The organism is Paenibacillus sambharensis (assembly GCF_003233845.1).
GTDB classification, from domain to species: domain Bacteria; phylum Bacillota; class Bacilli; order Paenibacillales; family Paenibacillaceae; genus Paenibacillus_I; species Paenibacillus_I sambharensis.
In genome coordinates this window covers 101,422-117,276 of record NZ_QKRB01000036.1, presented here as the reverse complement: position 1 = coordinate 117,276, position 15,855 = coordinate 101,422, and the positions used below count along the sequence as shown (strand labels likewise).

The 15,855-nt window shown below is 51.2% G+C and carries 21 protein-coding genes; 14 read left to right on the top strand and 7 right to left on the bottom strand.

The window, feature by feature from the left end:
• The first annotated feature begins 65 nt into the window (after positions 1–65).
• From DNH61_RS06060 to DNH61_RS06010, 11 genes are all read left to right on the top strand, one after another.
• Positions 66–689: a polysaccharide deacetylase family protein gene (locus tag DNH61_RS06060; protein ID WP_111145770.1), complete on the top strand. Its 624-nt coding sequence runs from the start codon at positions 66–68 to the stop codon at positions 687–689.
• A gap of 590 nt (positions 690–1,279) precedes the next feature.
• The gene (locus DNH61_RS06055) at positions 1,280–1,831 is read left to right on the top strand and encodes a hypothetical protein (protein WP_146240955.1); all 552 of its coding nucleotides are present in this window, start codon (positions 1,280–1,282) and stop codon (positions 1,829–1,831) included.
• A gap of 81 nt (positions 1,832–1,912) precedes the next feature.
• Positions 1,913–2,929 carry a DUF4303 domain-containing protein gene (locus DNH61_RS06050; RefSeq protein ID WP_111145768.1) on the top strand — a complete coding sequence of 339 codons (1,017 nt, stop codon included), beginning with the start codon at positions 1,913–1,915 and terminating at the stop codon, positions 2,927–2,929.
• A 22-nt stretch (positions 2,930–2,951) separates the two neighbouring features.
• Positions 2,952–3,737, top strand: a complete 786-nt coding sequence (locus tag DNH61_RS06045) for an imm11 family protein (protein WP_111145767.1) — start codon at positions 2,952–2,954, stop codon at positions 3,735–3,737.
• A gap of 59 nt (positions 3,738–3,796) precedes the next feature.
• Positions 3,797–4,228, top strand: a complete 432-nt coding sequence (locus tag DNH61_RS06040; RefSeq protein ID WP_111145766.1) for a hypothetical protein — start codon at positions 3,797–3,799, stop codon at positions 4,226–4,228.
• Between the two features lie 77 nt (positions 4,229–4,305).
• Entirely contained in the window at positions 4,306–4,779 is a 474-nt protein-coding gene (locus DNH61_RS06035; protein WP_111145765.1) for a hypothetical protein, read from the top strand.
• 88 nt (positions 4,780–4,867) lie between these two features.
• Positions 4,868–5,101, top strand: a complete 234-nt coding sequence (locus DNH61_RS06030; protein ID WP_111145764.1) for a hypothetical protein — start codon at positions 4,868–4,870, stop codon at positions 5,099–5,101.
• 89 nt (positions 5,102–5,190) lie between these two features.
• Positions 5,191–5,898 carry a response regulator transcription factor gene (locus tag DNH61_RS06025; RefSeq protein WP_111145763.1) on the top strand — a complete coding sequence of 236 codons (708 nt, stop codon included), beginning with the start codon at positions 5,191–5,193 and terminating at the stop codon, positions 5,896–5,898.
• On the top strand, positions 5,888–7,264 hold the full coding sequence (locus DNH61_RS06020) for a sensor histidine kinase (RefSeq protein WP_111145762.1): 1,377 nt from the start codon (positions 5,888–5,890) through the stop codon (positions 7,262–7,264). Before DNH61_RS06025 ends, DNH61_RS06020 begins: the two co-directional genes overlap by 11 nt.
• A gap of 170 nt (positions 7,265–7,434) precedes the next feature.
• Positions 7,435–7,902, top strand: coding sequence for a heme-degrading domain-containing protein (locus DNH61_RS06015; protein ID WP_111145761.1), 468 nt, complete (start codon positions 7,435–7,437; stop codon positions 7,900–7,902).
• A gap of 32 nt (positions 7,903–7,934) precedes the next feature.
• A complete protein-coding gene (locus tag DNH61_RS06010) occupies positions 7,935–8,354 on the top strand; it encodes a hypothetical protein (RefSeq protein ID WP_111145760.1) in 420 nt (139 codons plus the stop codon).
• Positions 8,355–8,360: 6 nt separating this feature from the next.
• Here DNH61_RS06010 and DNH61_RS06005 read toward each other — a convergent pair whose 3' ends face one another.
• Together DNH61_RS06005 and DNH61_RS06000 are read right to left on the bottom strand one after the other, a co-directional pair.
• On the bottom strand, positions 8,361–8,957 hold the full coding sequence (locus DNH61_RS06005) for a class I SAM-dependent methyltransferase (RefSeq protein ID WP_111145759.1): 597 nt from the start codon (positions 8,955–8,957) through the stop codon (positions 8,361–8,363).
• 2 nt (positions 8,958–8,959) lie between these two features.
• Positions 8,960–9,913, bottom strand: a complete 954-nt coding sequence (locus tag DNH61_RS06000; RefSeq protein ID WP_245947964.1) for a LysR family transcriptional regulator — start codon at positions 9,911–9,913, stop codon at positions 8,960–8,962.
• 62 nt (positions 9,914–9,975) lie between these two features.
• Between DNH61_RS06000 and DNH61_RS05995 the strand changes: the two genes are divergently transcribed.
• Both DNH61_RS05995 and hisC read left to right on the top strand, forming a co-directional pair.
• Positions 9,976–10,656 carry an HAD family hydrolase gene (locus DNH61_RS05995; RefSeq protein WP_181438596.1) on the top strand — a complete coding sequence of 227 codons (681 nt, stop codon included), beginning with the start codon at positions 9,976–9,978 and terminating at the stop codon, positions 10,654–10,656.
• Between the two features lie 3 nt (positions 10,657–10,659).
• Positions 10,660–11,766 carry a histidinol-phosphate transaminase gene (gene hisC / locus DNH61_RS05990; RefSeq protein WP_111145757.1) on the top strand — a complete coding sequence of 369 codons (1,107 nt, stop codon included), beginning with the start codon at positions 10,660–10,662 and terminating at the stop codon, positions 11,764–11,766.
• A 19-nt stretch (positions 11,767–11,785) separates the two neighbouring features.
• Here hisC and DNH61_RS05985 read toward each other — a convergent pair whose 3' ends face one another.
• Positions 11,786–12,304: a hypothetical protein gene (locus DNH61_RS05985; RefSeq protein WP_111145756.1), complete on the bottom strand. Its 519-nt coding sequence runs from the start codon at positions 12,302–12,304 to the stop codon at positions 11,786–11,788.
• Between the two features lie 166 nt (positions 12,305–12,470).
• Between DNH61_RS05985 and DNH61_RS05980 the strand changes: the two genes are divergently transcribed.
• Positions 12,471–13,454 (top strand): Gfo/Idh/MocA family protein, encoded by a 984-nt coding sequence (locus DNH61_RS05980; RefSeq protein WP_111145755.1) that lies wholly within the window; start codon positions 12,471–12,473, stop codon positions 13,452–13,454.
• Between the two features lie 44 nt (positions 13,455–13,498).
• On the opposite strand, the gene DNH61_RS05975 is transcribed toward DNH61_RS05980, so the two are convergent.
• From DNH61_RS05975 to DNH61_RS05960, 4 genes are all read right to left on the bottom strand, one after another.
• Positions 13,499–13,891 (bottom strand): hypothetical protein, encoded by a 393-nt coding sequence (locus tag DNH61_RS05975; protein WP_111145754.1) that lies wholly within the window; start codon positions 13,889–13,891, stop codon positions 13,499–13,501.
• Positions 13,892–13,981: 90 nt separating this feature from the next.
• Positions 13,982–14,899 (bottom strand): ABC transporter ATP-binding protein, encoded by a 918-nt coding sequence (locus tag DNH61_RS05970; RefSeq protein ID WP_111145753.1) that lies wholly within the window; start codon positions 14,897–14,899, stop codon positions 13,982–13,984.
• A gap of 2 nt (positions 14,900–14,901) precedes the next feature.
• Positions 14,902–15,588, bottom strand: coding sequence for an ABC transporter permease (locus tag DNH61_RS05965; protein WP_111145752.1), 687 nt, complete (start codon positions 15,586–15,588; stop codon positions 14,902–14,904).
• 24 nt (positions 15,589–15,612) lie between these two features.
• Positions 15,613–15,846, bottom strand: a complete 234-nt coding sequence (locus tag DNH61_RS05960) for a response regulator transcription factor (protein WP_111145889.1) — start codon at positions 15,844–15,846, stop codon at positions 15,613–15,615.
• Positions 15,847–15,855 lie beyond the last annotated feature (9 nt).

Sequence of the window (15,855 nt, the reverse complement as noted above, 5' to 3'; positions counted from 1 at the left end):
CTCAGAAGGAATTTCGGCGGGTTCTGTCAAAAGTTAAGAAAACACAGTAGTAGAGGAGTGGAAGGATGAGCAGTGCCGATATCATTCACCAGGTGAATACGGAGCATAAGGCGGTCGCCTTTACGTTCGATGACGGGCCGAATCCGGTCTATACGCCGCAGATTCTGGATATTTTCCGCGAGGTGTCCGGGCAGGCGACGTTCTATATGATCGGGGAGCAGATGCTGAAGCATCCAGAGATTGTGGAGGCTGTAGTGACGGAGCAGCATGAGATCGGCAACCATACGTACTCCCATCCTGCGCTAACACAGCTGAAGCCGGAGGAATATACGGACGAGATCAGCCGGACGGACTTCATCATCAACGAGATGACGGGCAGCAGCCCGGCTACCTTCCGCCCGCCTTACCTGGACTATAATGAAGATATTGGTGCGGTATGCACCCGCTTCGGCTATTCCGTAATAGGGGCATTGAACGGAGAGGCGCGCGATTGGGAAATGCCCGGCGTCAGCCACATTGTGGAGAGCACGCGTCCCCACGCCCGCAGCGGCAGCATGCTGCTGTTCCATGACGGCTTCGACGACCGTTCTCAGACAGTTGAGGCAGTGCGGATATTAGTTGCAGAGCTGGCAGCAGCGGGTTTCCGGTTTGTCACGGTTAGCGAGCTGCTGCGGCTGGGTCAGAGGTAAGAGCAGAATTGTTTGGAGAACGGCAGATAAAGAATTATGACCGTCCCGGCTGACATGGGTGTCAGCTGGGGCGGTTTTATTTTACATATAGGGAATTATCATGGTGGGTTGCGCTCCACTGTTAAGACGAGGGTTCGGAAGAAACAAGCTATAGCTTCCTTCCACTGCAATGGGGAAGCGGGCTTGTCGAACAGAGTAATATGCTAGAGCAATCCACGCACAGACTTCCTCCAGTTTGGCACAGCTCAAATCTAACAGAACTCAGCGACCTTATTTCAACGCATACGGGTCACTTCAGCGGGTAACGGAAGTCAGCGCTGTTATTCGTACCATTTCAAGGGGGTTTTTGCTAATAGGGGGACATTAAAGCCTCTGAGTTCCGTTACAATTAATTAATGACTCTAATCCACTGAATAACGCTCCTCAGTTCCGTTACAACCTGCCTTACAACCTGCCTGTATTAATCTGGCATGCACAATATCTCTTATTTTCTCCCGCCGCCCCCAATTGCGGCCCCTCCACCAAGGTCGGTGCCTGCTGGAACAAAATGGGAGATTTTTGCGTCTGAAGGATTGAAGGGTGGGATTCTAATGGTAAGGAAGAAATCACTTAGGTGGATGGCTGGGCTTCTAATTGTTCTGGTACTGACTGCATGCGGAAGTCCTGAAAAGGAGACGGAGAAGAAGCTTGGCCCGGAGCCTCCTTTACCTGACATTCAGACTGCAGATGGGGTGAACATCAAAGTTCATCAAAGCTCTTACTGCTGGACTAATGGATGCGCGGACTATATAGGACCGTATCACATGCTGAAGGACAGTGAGAAGCAGACGGTTGCGGCGGGAGCTGAACTCAGGGTTTCGTTTGAAGGGAGGCAGCCTGATCAAGTCAGTGTATCCCTGTTCAGTGACGATGAGATTGTAGATGTGAGCATCCAGGACCAAGTCTTCCATGCGCCGGAAGAAGCCGGTGTGTATTACTACTTGCTATCGGCAAGCTGGGTGAATAAACAGAACAGTCAAGTTTCGGACGGCAGCTCCGCTTATGCATTTGCGGTTGAGGTGACGGGGGAGATTCCTAAGCAGGTATCATTTCGCCTGACTTTGCTCGGCAATTGGCCGAGATATACCCCTGCTATTCATTAGTTGGTTTGAACTGTCGATAACCATTATATACCAGAACCCCGCAGTAGGGGTAACCATATTTTGAACTGAAGAGGGGAAGCTATGGGTACGTTGTACGATGTGCATATCGGTCGGCTATTGAATGGAAAGCGGAAGCTTGAAGGGGAAGGCGCCTATCTGGTTTGTGTGCCGGGTCAACAGAGTTATAAGGTAGAGTCCCTGGAAGGTATAACAGGCAAGTACATAAGCGCGAAGGATATCGAAGATTTGCTCTACCAGTATTGCCGGGAATCAATCGAGGAGTTTGTAGAAACCGAACATAATGATGATGTATATACGTTCTCACTTTATACGGACTCTTCAAATGGCAGTTACTTGGTTTGTATTAATAATCTAGAGACGTTGAGGCGTAATGTTGGTGAAACATTCGAAAGCTACCAGCAGCAGTATAAGGAGTCAGGTGATGATTATTACAACCGAACGGAGGAGCAAGTTTACCGTGAGTACAAGTATGCTGAAGGAGATCATGTATTCTGTTATGAGGAATTACCGGGTGAACTGGAGCGAGTTTTACAGGTGTACAGCCGTGTAAGCTATGAACAAACCATTGACGAGGACCTTGGCCAGACGTATGTGTTGGATGCTTCGTTAATTGACAGCCAAGTGTATTTAATTGCGCTTAAAGTATTAGAGAGGCTGCAGACCGACTGGGGGAAATTAAACCGGACGGAAGATTTCATAGCTTATGTCTCTTCTTCGGACGGTGATGGCGGGGATTATTTGACCTTGAGTACATTGATGAGAAAGAGTGTGGTGCAGGATCGTTTGTACCAGGCTGTACCGGAGCTGAGGGAGAAGGATGAAGCGTTCCATAATTTTGTCCATTCCGTTCAAGAGAAGCCATTAGTGGATCAGGTTAAGACATGGCTCGCCGTAATTGAAGGGGGCGAGTTCGGCGATAACAGTATGAGAAGCTTCTCGCGTACTGACTATGATGCATACGAGCAGTTGCTGCTTCTCGGAAAGGCAGCTGTGCCCGCTCTTGAGGCTGGACTTGATCATAGCGAAAGTGAAGATTCACAGGAGCTGATCCGCCAAGTGCTTGAAGATCTTAAATAGACTGTGAAGGCAGGAGAGGCATGTGAGAATATGGAGATTGGACAGTCATGAAAAAAACCGGATGTTAACATTTAGCGATTCTATTCCAGATGAGCATTTGATCTATGGTAACTTCGAAGGAGTAAGTATTAAGAATAGCTGGTCACTGGTGGAGTTAGTTACTTATAAAAAAGGGAAGTATTTAGATTTTCCCTATTTCGGTTCAGGTATACCTGTATTTACTCCCAAATCTTATGAAATACTAGCTAAGTTTGTTGAACATGAGGTTGAATTCCTGCCTTTTAAATATGAGGAACAAGTTTATTACTTGGTTAATGTATTGAATGTAATTGACTGTAAAGATAAGACTCAGTCAGATAGCAAGGGGGCGGTATTTAAGGGGAATCTAGTTCCAAAAGACACCCACATTTTTAAAACGCCCATTGATATGAATTCAAAAGTTTACGCAACAGACCATTTTGTTGAAATAGTTCGCAAGAACAAGTTAAAGGGATTTGATTTCATCGAAGTGTGGAATTCGGATAACAATGAAAATATGGAATCAGTGAGAAAAAGAAGGTACGAAGAAGCTTTGGAGGCAATCAATAGTATGCCTGGTGAACGCTTCTCGTATGAAGAAGCGAGAGATAGAGTGGAGCAGGGCAAAGCTGTGGCAAGCGATAAATGGAAGATGCAGCTTGATAAGGATGGATCGTTGTTATTGGGACAACTGAAAGAGGATGATGGGGAGTATCTCTGGATGGTGCCGCATTTCATTCCTCCGATATTATTAGGCTACCAGTGGCATGAGGTAGATAAGCATAAATAAAAATTATCAGAAACCTGCTGTCCCCCCGATCCGTCTAATATGGAAAGGGGGGATTTTCCATGAGACGCAGCATCTGGGTTATAGCAGTGGTGTTGATTCTACTGCTCACATCCTGCGGCAAGCCGCCGCTGCCGGAAGTGCATACAGCAGACGGCACTAGCATTGACGTCCACTTGGGATCTTACTGCTGGGGGAATACATGTGCAGATTCGGTAGGTCCCGAGGAGATGCTTAAGGACAAGAACAAGCAGACCGCCCCCGCCGGAACAGTAATCACGTTTGCTTTTGGTGGCAAGCAGCCTACCGAAACCGGTATGTCTATGATGCACGATGGTGAGTTAACGAATGTTGCCCTGGTGGACCAGGCGTTTAAGGTGCCAGCTGAACCCGGAGTATACTATTATAGTCTTTTCGCCAAATGGCGAAAGGACTCTGACGGCAAAATCTCGGATGATGCCAGCTACGTCTTCGCAATCGAAGTAAAGGAGTAGCTTGGCTGCTAAACGATTGCCGGATTCGTCTTATTATAGATCGAGAGAAACCGGCAAGAATTACAAGAGGTGACGTCATGAAAAAATGGTGGATACCGATAACCATGATAGCCATTTTCGCTCTATATATGATATTCAGCAGTTCAATCGCGACATCTCCGGCTGAACTGGTGAAGTCGTATGAGGATGAATGGGGGATCAAGCTTCCTGTACCTGATAAGGTAGAAGAGCTGTACAGTTCAGGAGCTAGCTTTCATGGAGATGGAGAATGGATTCATGCGTTGTCGTATGAAGAGCTCGATCTGGAGCAAACAAATTTATATGAATGTACCGATGCCATAATCGGTGAGGTGGAGGGACGAGTGGAGCGGTTTCTCTCCCCCATCATCAGTCGTGAAGGTGAATCAGAAGCGGCGGCGATTGCGGAAAAGGTCAGTCCTGAGACAGGAGATTATTACTACCGGAACTCGAAGAATAGCGACAATGATTATCTGATGGCTCTGTACAAACCGGCTCAGCGAATCGTATATATCTTTGAATGGAATCAGTAACCTGAACAGTCTTCATAACTTCTTCATAACTCCCACATTAGATCTACATGTCACCCGGGTAAGATGTAGATCAAGGAGGTGAGGGACAATGAAGAAGAAAGCATGGATCATTGCGGGTGCCGTGATTATGGTAATGGCTTTCGGCACTGGTGTATATGCGGCAGCAGACGGGGGTGCGGCTTTCAAGGAAATGCTGCCCTTCATGCAGAAGATGCATCCAGATATGACCGAGCAGCAGCTCGAAGAGATGCATAACAAGTGTCACGACAGCGGCATGATGAAGAATATGGGGCAGATGATGAACGGGAATGGCGGTATCTGAATGCAACAGCTGTCGATAAGCAGGCTCTCTTGACAAGGGTGCCTGCTTCCTTTATTCTAGCGCTTAATATACGGACCGGTGGTGGAAGGATGCGGCATTACAAGGTACTGGTAGTCGATGATGAAGAGAATATTCTAAGTGTAGTCCGTGCCTATCTGGAGAAGAGCGGCTATCAGGTGTATGTAGCGGAGACAGGCCAGTCCGCGCTGCAGCTGTTTACCCATATTGAGCCGGACCTTGTTATTCTTGACCTTATGCTGCCCGACACCTCGGGCGAGGATGTGTGCCGGGCGATCCGCAGGGAGTCGAATGTGCCCATTATCATGCTGACAGCCAAGATTCAGGAAGATGATAAGATTAACGGCTTAATGATTGGGGCCGATGATTATATCGCGAAGCCGTTCAGCCCCCGGGAGCTGGTCGCGCGGGTGTTTACTCTCCTGAGAAGATCTAAGGGTGAGGCGGAGCGCAAGGAAGCCGTTATCAAGTTCTCGGGATCTCAGCTGATGATTTATCCGGATACGCATAACGTAACGTTACAGGGCGAGCCGGTCGCCCTAACCCCGATTGAGTTCAAGCTGCTGGTTGCGCTGGCCAGTTACCCGAAGAAGGTGTTCAGCAGACTGGAGCTTGTTAACCAAATCCAGGGGTATTCCTATGAAGGCTATGAACGGACGGTAGATGTGCATATCAAGAACCTCAGACACAAGCTGGGCGATGACCCGAAACAGCCTGTCTATATTGCGACAGTGTTCGGTGTTGGATACCGGATGGCGGTGATGCCGGATGAAGACTAGCGGGATCAGGAAGGAGCTGTTCCGTTCTCATATAGCCGTTGCGCTGGTGTCCCTGGTGATCATTACGATTCTGGTTCATGCAGCGGTATATGTATCCTTCGGCGGATATGTGCGAAGCCAGCAGCAGGCCGAGCTTAGGGTGATTGTAGAGGAGCTGTCAGCGGCCTATACAACCGGGGAAGGATGGTCTTATTCTGTGCTGATGACGGTTGCACACCGGGCCATGCTGCGTAATATGACCGTTCGCATTACAGATACGGATGGACGGATCGTATGGGATACTTCCACCATGGGCGGCCATATGCCGATGATGGATATGCCGGTATCCGAAGAGCAGTCTAGCCCGCTTGGCCAGACAGAACAGGCTGCCATTCTCAAGGACGGCGCGCGGATTGGGACGGTGCAGGTCGGGGAGACAGGCGGGATTTTTCATGAGCAGGAGAGAGCCTTCCTGGTACGGATCAACAGCTGGATATGGATGGCGTTCGCGGTCGTGATGCTGGGGGTGTATGTGTACAGCAAGATGATATCCTCCCGGATCAGCCGTCCGCTGCTGAGGATGAAGGAGACCGCCAACCAGATGACAGCGGGGGATTTGAAGTCGCGTGTGCAGCTGGACGAAGGGCAGTCAGAAATTCGGGAGCTTGGCGATGCTCTGAACGATCTGGCTGATAAGCTTCATAGACAGGAGCAGCTGAGGAAAAATATGACCGCCGATGTGGCCCATGAGCTCCGCACGCCGGTTGCGACGATTCGCAGCCATATCGAGGCGTTCCAGGATGGAATATGGGAGCCATCAGCGGAAAAGCTAGAGGTCTGCCATCAGCAGGCGATGCAGCTGGCCGTATTGATTCAGGATCTGGAGCAGCTGTCCGAGGCGGAAAATCCGGTGCTGAAGCTTCAGAGGGAAGCGCTGAACCTGATTCCGGTCATTCAGGAAGCCCAGCTTGCAGTTCAGAATCTGGCAGACGGAAAGGACATAACCTATACCCCTCCTGAGCAGAGTGTGGTGCATATTGCGGGAGACAGACGGAGGCTGCTGCAGATTTTCGTGAATCTTATAGGAAATGCCTACAAATATACACCTGCTGGAGGGCGCGTAACCATTCACGTTGAGAGCAGGGAAGGATATGTGGAGGTCCATGTCCAGGATACCGGACTTGGGATTCAGGCTGATGAGCTGCCTTATATTTTCGAACGGTTCTACCGGGGAGAGAAGTCCCGAAACCGGAAGCTCGGCGGTGCAGGAATCGGATTAGCGGTGGTTAAGGCGCTGGTGGAGGCACATGAAGGAACCATTGAAGCGGCAAGTGAAATATCCAGCGGTACAATCGTAACCGTAAGGCTGCCAAACCGGGTGACGTGAGCGTCATTCGGGATTTTTTTTAGAATAGAGAATATAGCAAGGTCTGCTCAACTATCGTATAGTAAAAGGAGACAGAATAGGGATGCGAATCCTATAGATTCCAGTTCAGGACACACATTCGATAGTATGCGAATACCCATTTTTCTTAGGAGGAAAGGAAGTGCGGCCAGGTGACGGAGCATCAACTGCTGGAGCAGCTTCAGAGGGAAGAAGAGGAGCTGCGGTTTGAAGATTTTACGAATGAGACGGCCTATCAGACGGGGACGGCTATTATCGATAAGGCGCTGCGTGAGAACAAGTCCATTGTCGTGGATATCCGTAAAGATGGCGAGCTGCTGTTCTACAGCCGGTTGAACGGCACTTCTTCGGGCAATGACGACTGGATTGGCTGGAAGAATAATGTCACGCATCATTTCGGGCGCAGCTCCTATCATACGCATGTTCTGCTCAAGTCGCAGGGATCTACGGTTGAAGCCAGCGGACTTGACCCTGCCACTCATAAGGCGGAAGGCGGCTCTTTTCCTCTTAGATTGAAGGGAAACGATGCGATCCTGGGTACGATTACCGTGTCAGGGCTGCCTGGAGATGAGGATAACGGCATGGTGGTGTCGGTATTACGAGAGCTGCTTGGGAAGTAAGATAAGCAAGGATAGGAAGGAGGAGGGCCCGAATGTTTAAAATCTTGTCGTCCATACTGGCTGCTCTTGTCTTCTCGGGTTATGCTGTATATCTGAATGACGCGGGCGGTGAACCGGGGACCGCTGGTTACTCCGCTTTCTATGAATTCGGCATGGGCTTCGTCCTTTTGTTCTTCTCTTATCTATGTGTAGGAATTCCATTGTCGGTACTGGCAGATCAGTATGTAAGGGGGGCCAGACGGTACCTGAAGACGATCGCTGCTTATTTTGTAGGCGGCATTGTTATAGGGCTCTTGTTTGTAATCGTTAGAGGGTTTCCCGGCGAACCGTCCAGCAGAATGATTCTGATCCTGCAGTTTGGAGCAGCAGGTCTACTGTTTGGTGTTTGCCAGACGGCTCTGAAGATGGTCTTCACTACGTTAGGGAAGAGGATTGCGCAGCGATACAACTAGTCAGGGCTATTTCATTCCTTTAATACAAAGCCAGCCTTTGGATGTGTTCTCATGGAATTGGACAGCCGCAAACCCTATACCGGAAAATAACTGCTCCATCTCTTCCTTGGTTTTGTGCGAGTGCATATGGTAGTTAATCTTGTATACCTCGGCAATAATCATCAAGCAGCCGCCTTTCTGCAAGATCCTATAAGCTTCCTTAACCCCGCCTTCCAGGTCGTCCCAGAAGTAATGGGTCTGGAAGGCCGTTATCGTATCGAAATAGTCGTCAGCAAATGGGGTATCGGTAACGGATGCCTGAAGAATCTTCACTTTCCCTGACTCAACATCTTTTCGGTTCGCTTGGATCGACTCTTTAACGGCTTGCCCGGAATAATCGATCCCGTATATTTTCCCGTGACGGTTCAAGGCAGATAAAGTCCGGATTGCTTTTCCCCCGCCGCACCCGATGTCCAAGATATTCGAATGATCTCCGATATCCAGCTTCTCTAGAGCCCACTTGTTCATACCGCTGTGTGCCGAATTCATAATACTTAACATCAGCGAACCTATGAATCCTTTAGGGTTTTTGGCTTGTTCAATCAACCTGTCCAACATGCTCATTATTATCCCTCTCCTAACTGTGTATGGATTCCCTCCTGCAGCAGTCCGATCAGCTTCCGCGCGGCGGTTGGCAGCGGTTTGCCCTTGACGGTAGCGATGCCGATTGTCCGGGATGGGATGGGCTCGGCGGTTCTCACTTCATACAGTGTGCCTTCACGCAGCTGGGGTTCGATGAACTCCCGGGACAGGAAGGACACACCGAGTCCGATCCTCGCGAATTCGATCAGCAGCTCCACGCTGCCAAGCTCAATCTCCGGCTTAAGCTGAAGTCCATGCTCCTCTGCAATCGCTTCTATGAAATCCCGCGTATTGCTGTTCTGCGACAGCACAATCAATGGATGACCGAATACCTCACGCAGCGGCACAACCTCCTGAGCCAGATGCTTATAACGCTCCCCCACCACAAAACAGTCCTGGATCTCTGCAAGCTTGATCACATCAAACCATTCGGTGTCTACAGGCAGGTGAACGATCCCGCAGTCGGCCTGTCCATCCCGCAGCCAGCGGACAATATCAGGCGTCTTCCCGTGGGACAGCTGGATATGAATCTCCGGATATTCCCGCAGGTAATGCTCCAGATAAGGCAGCAGGAAGAATTTGCAGAGCGTGTCGCTCGTCCCGATCCGTACCTCTCCCCGCTGCATCAGCTTGAACTGCTCGACTGCCTGTTCCCCGGTGGCCATGGCCTCCATTCCTTCGGCTACATGCCGGTACAGCACGTTTCCTTCCGCTGTCAGCTCCACACCCTTGGGCTTACGTATGAACAGTGCGATTCCCAACTGCTCTTCCAGCTGCTTAATGGCATAACTTACACTTGGCTGTGTAATGAACAGCAGCTCTGCCGCCCGGGTCACACTGCCGGTGAGCGCCACCATATAGAATGTCCGGTACAGCTCCAGATTGCCGATCTTCACATAGACCACCTCTATGGATTTCATACATAAGATTGATTTCATTTATCTTGATGATCCTATTATAGTGAATTGCAAGAGCGATGAATAGGAGAGGGGCACAGAGCATGAAGAAACCTAAAGCGGTACTGTTTGATCTTGATGATACCATTATTGACCGCCGGCTAACACTAGGAAAGTATACGCTGCAGCTGGCAGCCGACTATGCTTATGCTCTGACGAGCCTATCTGCCGAACAGCTTGGTGCACGGATCGTTCAGCAGGATGCCAAGGGTTACAAGCCGCGCGACCAATTCATTAACGACCTGATGCGGACAATACCGTGGAGCGCTCCTGTAACCTGCGATGAGCTTCGCAGTCATTGGTTTCAGCATTATCCGATATCCAGTGTCGTGGCAGAAGGCGCGCGAGAGGTAATGGAGCAGTTGGCTTCTGAGCATCTGATGCTCGGGATTGTGACCAATGGAGTGACTGTAATCCAGCACACCAAGATAGACTGGCTCGGTATCCGGTCCATGATGAAGACCGTCATCGTGTCCGAGGAAGCAGGACTGAGGAAGCCTGATCGGGGCATTTTCGCCATAGCCCTTCGGGAGATGAATGTTCAGCCTGAGGAGGTATGGTTTGTCGGTGACCATCCGGTCAATGACATGATCGGGGCGCGGGAAGCGGGGCTGACTCCCGTATGGCTTAGGGGCAAGCATCAATGGCCTGAGGATGTGACCGAACCATCCATACAGATTGATCACTGGCTGGAGCTTCTAAACTTGCTGAGAGGAGAGGGATGAAACATGCAAAAATCTGTCGTTTCGCCGCGCGGGGCGCTGTCGCAGTTAACCCCGTATACACCAGGCAAGCCGATATGGGAGGTACAGCAGGAGCTTGGCCTGGAGCGGGTCATTAAGCTGGCTTCCAATGAAAATCCGCTTGGCCCGTCGCCCAAGGCGCTGGAAGCTGTACAGGCATGGATTGCGGACAGCCACCGCTATCCGGATGCGCATGCGGCTGTGTTGAAGAACACGATTGCCGGGGCGCACAGCTTGCAGCCGGAGAATGTGGCGGCCGGCAACGGTGCCGACGAGCTGATCAAGCTGGTTTCAGAAGCCTATCTGGATGCAGGGGATGAGATTGTTATCCCAAGTCCGACCTTCTCGGAATATGAGTTTGGCGCCAGGCTTATGGGGGCTGGCGTTGTAAGCGTGCCGCTGGGTGAAGGGTTTGAGTACAACGTGCAGAATATCCTGCAGGCCCTCACTCCCCGTACCAAGCTCATCTATCTCTGTTCGCCCAATAACCCGACTGGCACCTGTCTCAGGCGGGATCAACTGGTACAGCTGCTGGAGGCTGTTCCGCCGGGCATACTGATCATCCTCGATGCGGCTTACTCGCATTATGCCGATGAGCCGGACTATACGGATGGGATTGAATTTGTGCAAAAAGGCTGTCCGCTTCTCGTGCTGCAAACCTGCTCCAAGATCTATGGCCTGGCCGGCCTGCGTGTCGGCTATGCGCTTGCGCCCGCAGCCATTGTTGCGGCTGTTGAGCAGGTACGCGAGCCGTTCAACGTGAATGCGCTGGCACAAGCGGCGGCGGCAGCGGCCTTAACCGACAGCGAGCATATCCAGGCATCCCGGGCCTGCGTCGCAAGGGGGCGTGAGCAGCTGTACGGAATCTTCGACCGCTTAGGGCTCAGCTATACCCGAAGCTCAGGCAATTTTATACTGGTCCATGTGGGAGAGCGAGCGGGAGAGGTGTATGAGCGGCTGCTGCATGCGGGCATTATCGTCCGGAGCGGAGTTGGCTGGGGCCTACCGGACTACCTGCGGATTTCGATTGGAACAGAAGAGGAGAACCGGCTGCTCGGCGAGGAGTTGAATACTATTTTGCAGCAGCATTAAAGGTATATTCGTGACACGGTTACTTATACAGCTGTTTCTGGAAGATAACCTGCCCGGACTGGTTTTCAGCGGTAATCTCTGCCGATGTGAAAGGCTGGCTGGAGATGTAATACCACAGCGTATCCAGTTCACCCGGAACGAGTGCGGCCTTCTCTCCGGATACGTCTACACGGGAGATTTGCGGATTCGTGATCAGGCCGTACATGACGTATTGATCCAGCTGCTGTGATTCGCCAGTGCCGTAACTGAAGCCGTTGCTGGATTGATGGGTTGGAATGCTGCCAAATACATGTATTTCATCATCGTTTTTCACATGAAGAAGGGCAAGTCCTGCCGATTGCTTTTGATTTCTATAGAAGGCATAAGTATACGGCTCATTCGTTTCAACGTGAATAAGCTTGACAAAGGAATCATCTCTGCTGCTGATTGCCTGCTCGATCTTCTCCTCAGGTGTACTTGCATCCGGCAAGAGTATGAGGGCTGCAATGATCAGTAAACCAATTACCGCGAGTGCGTAAATCCGGCGTTTACGATTCATGTTCTCCCCCTCCTTGTATACAGTTAATATTACGCTTATAGTCAACACTGCCCAAACTCTTCCATCACCAATTCCCAAATGAATATTGTAAAGATACTTCCCTTATTTTACCCACGCCTACTCTGATATGATAGAGACAGACGCTAGGATAAGAGAGAGGAGCTTGATGATGGAGAAAACAATCAAGTGGGGCATTATGGGACCGGGCGGTATTGCGCGAAGCTTTGCTGCGGACCTGCTGGAGACACCGGGTGCGGAATTGGCAGCGGTTGCATCGAGATCAAAGGAGCGGGCGGATGCCTTCGCGCAGGAATTCGGTGCCGCACGCAGCTATGACAGTTATGAGGCATTCGTGCAGGATGAAGAGGTGGACATCGTTTACATCGGCACCCTGCATCCGGCCCACAAGGAAGGCATGCTGCTCTGCCTGCGCGCAGGCAAGGCGGTGCTGTGCGAGAAGCCCTTTACCATGAATGCGCAGGAGGCGGAGGAAGTGGTACAGGCTGCCCGGGAACATAACACCTTCATCATGGAAGCCATGTGGACGCGCTATCTGCCGGCAATCGTCCAGACCAGGGCCTGGATTGAGGAAGGACGGATCGGAGAGGTGAAGATGGTAACGGCTGAATTCGGTTTCGATATCGGCTGGGCACCGGAGAACAGGCTGCTTAACAAGAAGCTCGGCGGCGGAGCGCTGCTGGACGCAGGCATCTACCCGATCTCCTTCGCTTCCATGATCTTCGGCCAGCAGCCTAGCCGCATAATGAGCAGTGCACACATCGGAGAGACGGGCGTGGATGAACGCTTCACCGCCTTGTTCGAATACGAGGGCGGGCAGACTGCACAGCTTAGCGCCAGCGTAAGACTGCGTACGGCCAATAATGCCTTCATCTACGGAACGGCAGGCTACATCCATGTGCCGAACTTTCTCTTCGCATCCTCTGCTTCGCTTCATACAGATGCGGAAGAGCCGCTCGTATTTACAGATAACCGCAAGCTAAATGGATACATATTCGAAGCTCAGGAAGCCATGCGCTGCCTGCGTGAAGGCCGCAAGGAAAGTGCTGTCATGCCGGCTGCGGAAACCTGCGATATCATGCGGACACTCGACCGGCTGCGTGAGCAGTGGGGACTGGAGTATACCGATTAAGAGCAGGGTGCGGACCGGTGCCAGCCTCGTATTCGATAAGGGAACTATATCTGTCTGTAACGCAAGACACTAAGCGCCAGAATGATGGCTGAGGTTAACCAGCCAGCCGCCTCCATATAAGCTACAATGGCATTGGATTCTAATAAAGTAAGCAGCCCTGCTGCGAACATAGTCCAGCCAACAAGCAGCAGCGCGGAGGCCGCTGTCATGACCGCCAGCAGATCTTTGCTGCGCAGTCTCAGCAGTGTGAACACGGATAGTGCCAGTGTCCCTGCCGAGAAGCCCATGTAGAAGATGAATTCATCATCCTCAACATGAATGGGTATATCTGAAGTAAGCAGCAGACAGAGCAGCAGTTGTGCGGCAAGACTGGCGGCAGCCAGACAACACAAGAGCAGGCGGCCAAGCTGGCTTCTGCGTTCCGGGTTGAGTTGCATAGAGGCCTCCTTATGTCTGATAGCAAGCCGAAAAACATCAAGCTCTCATGTCGCTGGACATGAGAGCTTAGCGGTTCTATTAACAGTAATCTAACGCTGGGCCTGCTCCAGGAAGATATTCTCGAGTGAGGGCTGCTCGATCTCCAGCCCGTATATCTTGACCTGCTGCTCTACCGCAGCGTCCACAATCCGGGGGATATCGTCCTCGCTTTCCACGACCAGCTCTAGGAAAGGCTCTTCACGCTTTACTTCATCCGCGACCTGCTGGATGTGCTCCATCCAGACACTTTCCCTGTTCTTATCGCTGCTCTTATACTTCACCTTTACCTTGAACCGGTTGTTATGGGCTTCGCGGAGCTCCGCAATCGTGCCGAGCTTCTCAATTCGGCCCTGGTGAAGAATGGCGATACGGTCACAGATGCGCTCCACCTCATCGAGGTTATGAGAAGTCATGAACACCGTTGTCCCCTTGGCGGCCAGAGAGCCAATCAGCTCACGGATCTGCAGGGCAGACTCGATATCCAGCGTAGAGGTCGGTTCATCCAGAAACACGAGCTCTGGAGAGCCGATCAGCGCCTGGGCAATGCCCAGCTTCTTCTTCATGCCAAGGGAGAACTGTCCAGCCTTCCGGTCCATATCTTCGCCGAGGCCGACGGCCTCCAGAAGCTCGGACAGCGAATTCTTATGGACAGGTATCCCTTTTACCTGCGAGAAGAACACCATATGCTGCATCGCTGTCATATCATTGTAGTAATTGCTGTTATCCGGCAGCACGCCGATCCGCCGCTTAATGGAATTGATCTGATGATAGGGCGTACCGAGGATTTCAATCTTGCCTGAGGTAGGCGGCAGAATGCCGGTCAGCATATTGATGGTCGTGCTCTTGCCCGCGCCATTGCGCCCCAGGAACCCGAATATTTCCCCGGTCTGCAGACTGAAGCTGATCTGCTTTACGACCTCCTTCGACTTGTACGTCTTCGTCAGCTGATGAACGGCCAGGGCTTCCATCCTCACAGCTCCTTCCTATGGAACAGCATCATCGCGGCAGCAAGTGCCAGCCCGGCTTCCGCAGCCGTAATGAGCAGCAGCACCGGCTGTTCAGCCATGGGGTAGTAGGGAAGCACATAGCGTGCGGCAGCTACCGGAGAAGAGGGGCTGAATGCGCTCCACAGCCCGATAACCGGCATTGCGATTCCCGCCAGAACACTCAGGATGACCGAGTATGTACGATGAGTGACTAGGGTTGAGAGCAGCACGCACAGACTGGCAAGGAAGGCCAGATAAACCCACAGATACAGCAGTTCATGAATGACGAACGTCCGGGTGATGGCGGATACGATAAGGAATGAGATGAATGTTACCGCTGCCCAGAACAGCCAGATCGCCGCGAATTTGCCGATAATGACGGATGTCCGTGACGTCTTCGTAATCAGCAGGCGGATGCGCTGCAGCTCAATATCCCGGTTGACGGCATCATGGGATAAAGTGAAGACGAACAGTGCCCCGAACAGGATAAGCACGAAAGACAGTCCGGCAAGGGCCGTAGACTCCGGATTGTTTGCCTCTTCGGCAAACAGGGTGCTGTTGGACATATACCGCGCGGATAACACTGAAATTCCGGTAATAAACAAGATGATCAGAATGGATTTGATCCCTTTCATGAGTCCGAAGAATTCTCTGATGACAATTCCTTTCATGCCGATTCCCCTTATCCTGCTAAGTTATCGGTCTGTCAATATCTCCTCCATGTCAATCTCTTTATGATAAATCGCTCTAACTACCGCGCCAACGCGCGTGGATACGTTGAACTTATGTGTGATCGAAGCAATGTAATACTCGACCATTCGCCTAGAAATGTTAAGGGTGTCTGCAATTTCCTTGTTTGCCTTCTCCTGTGACACTAATAACAAGATCTCCCGTTCCCTCGAATTCAGGCTATAAGTTTCTCTATCCATCATACAGCA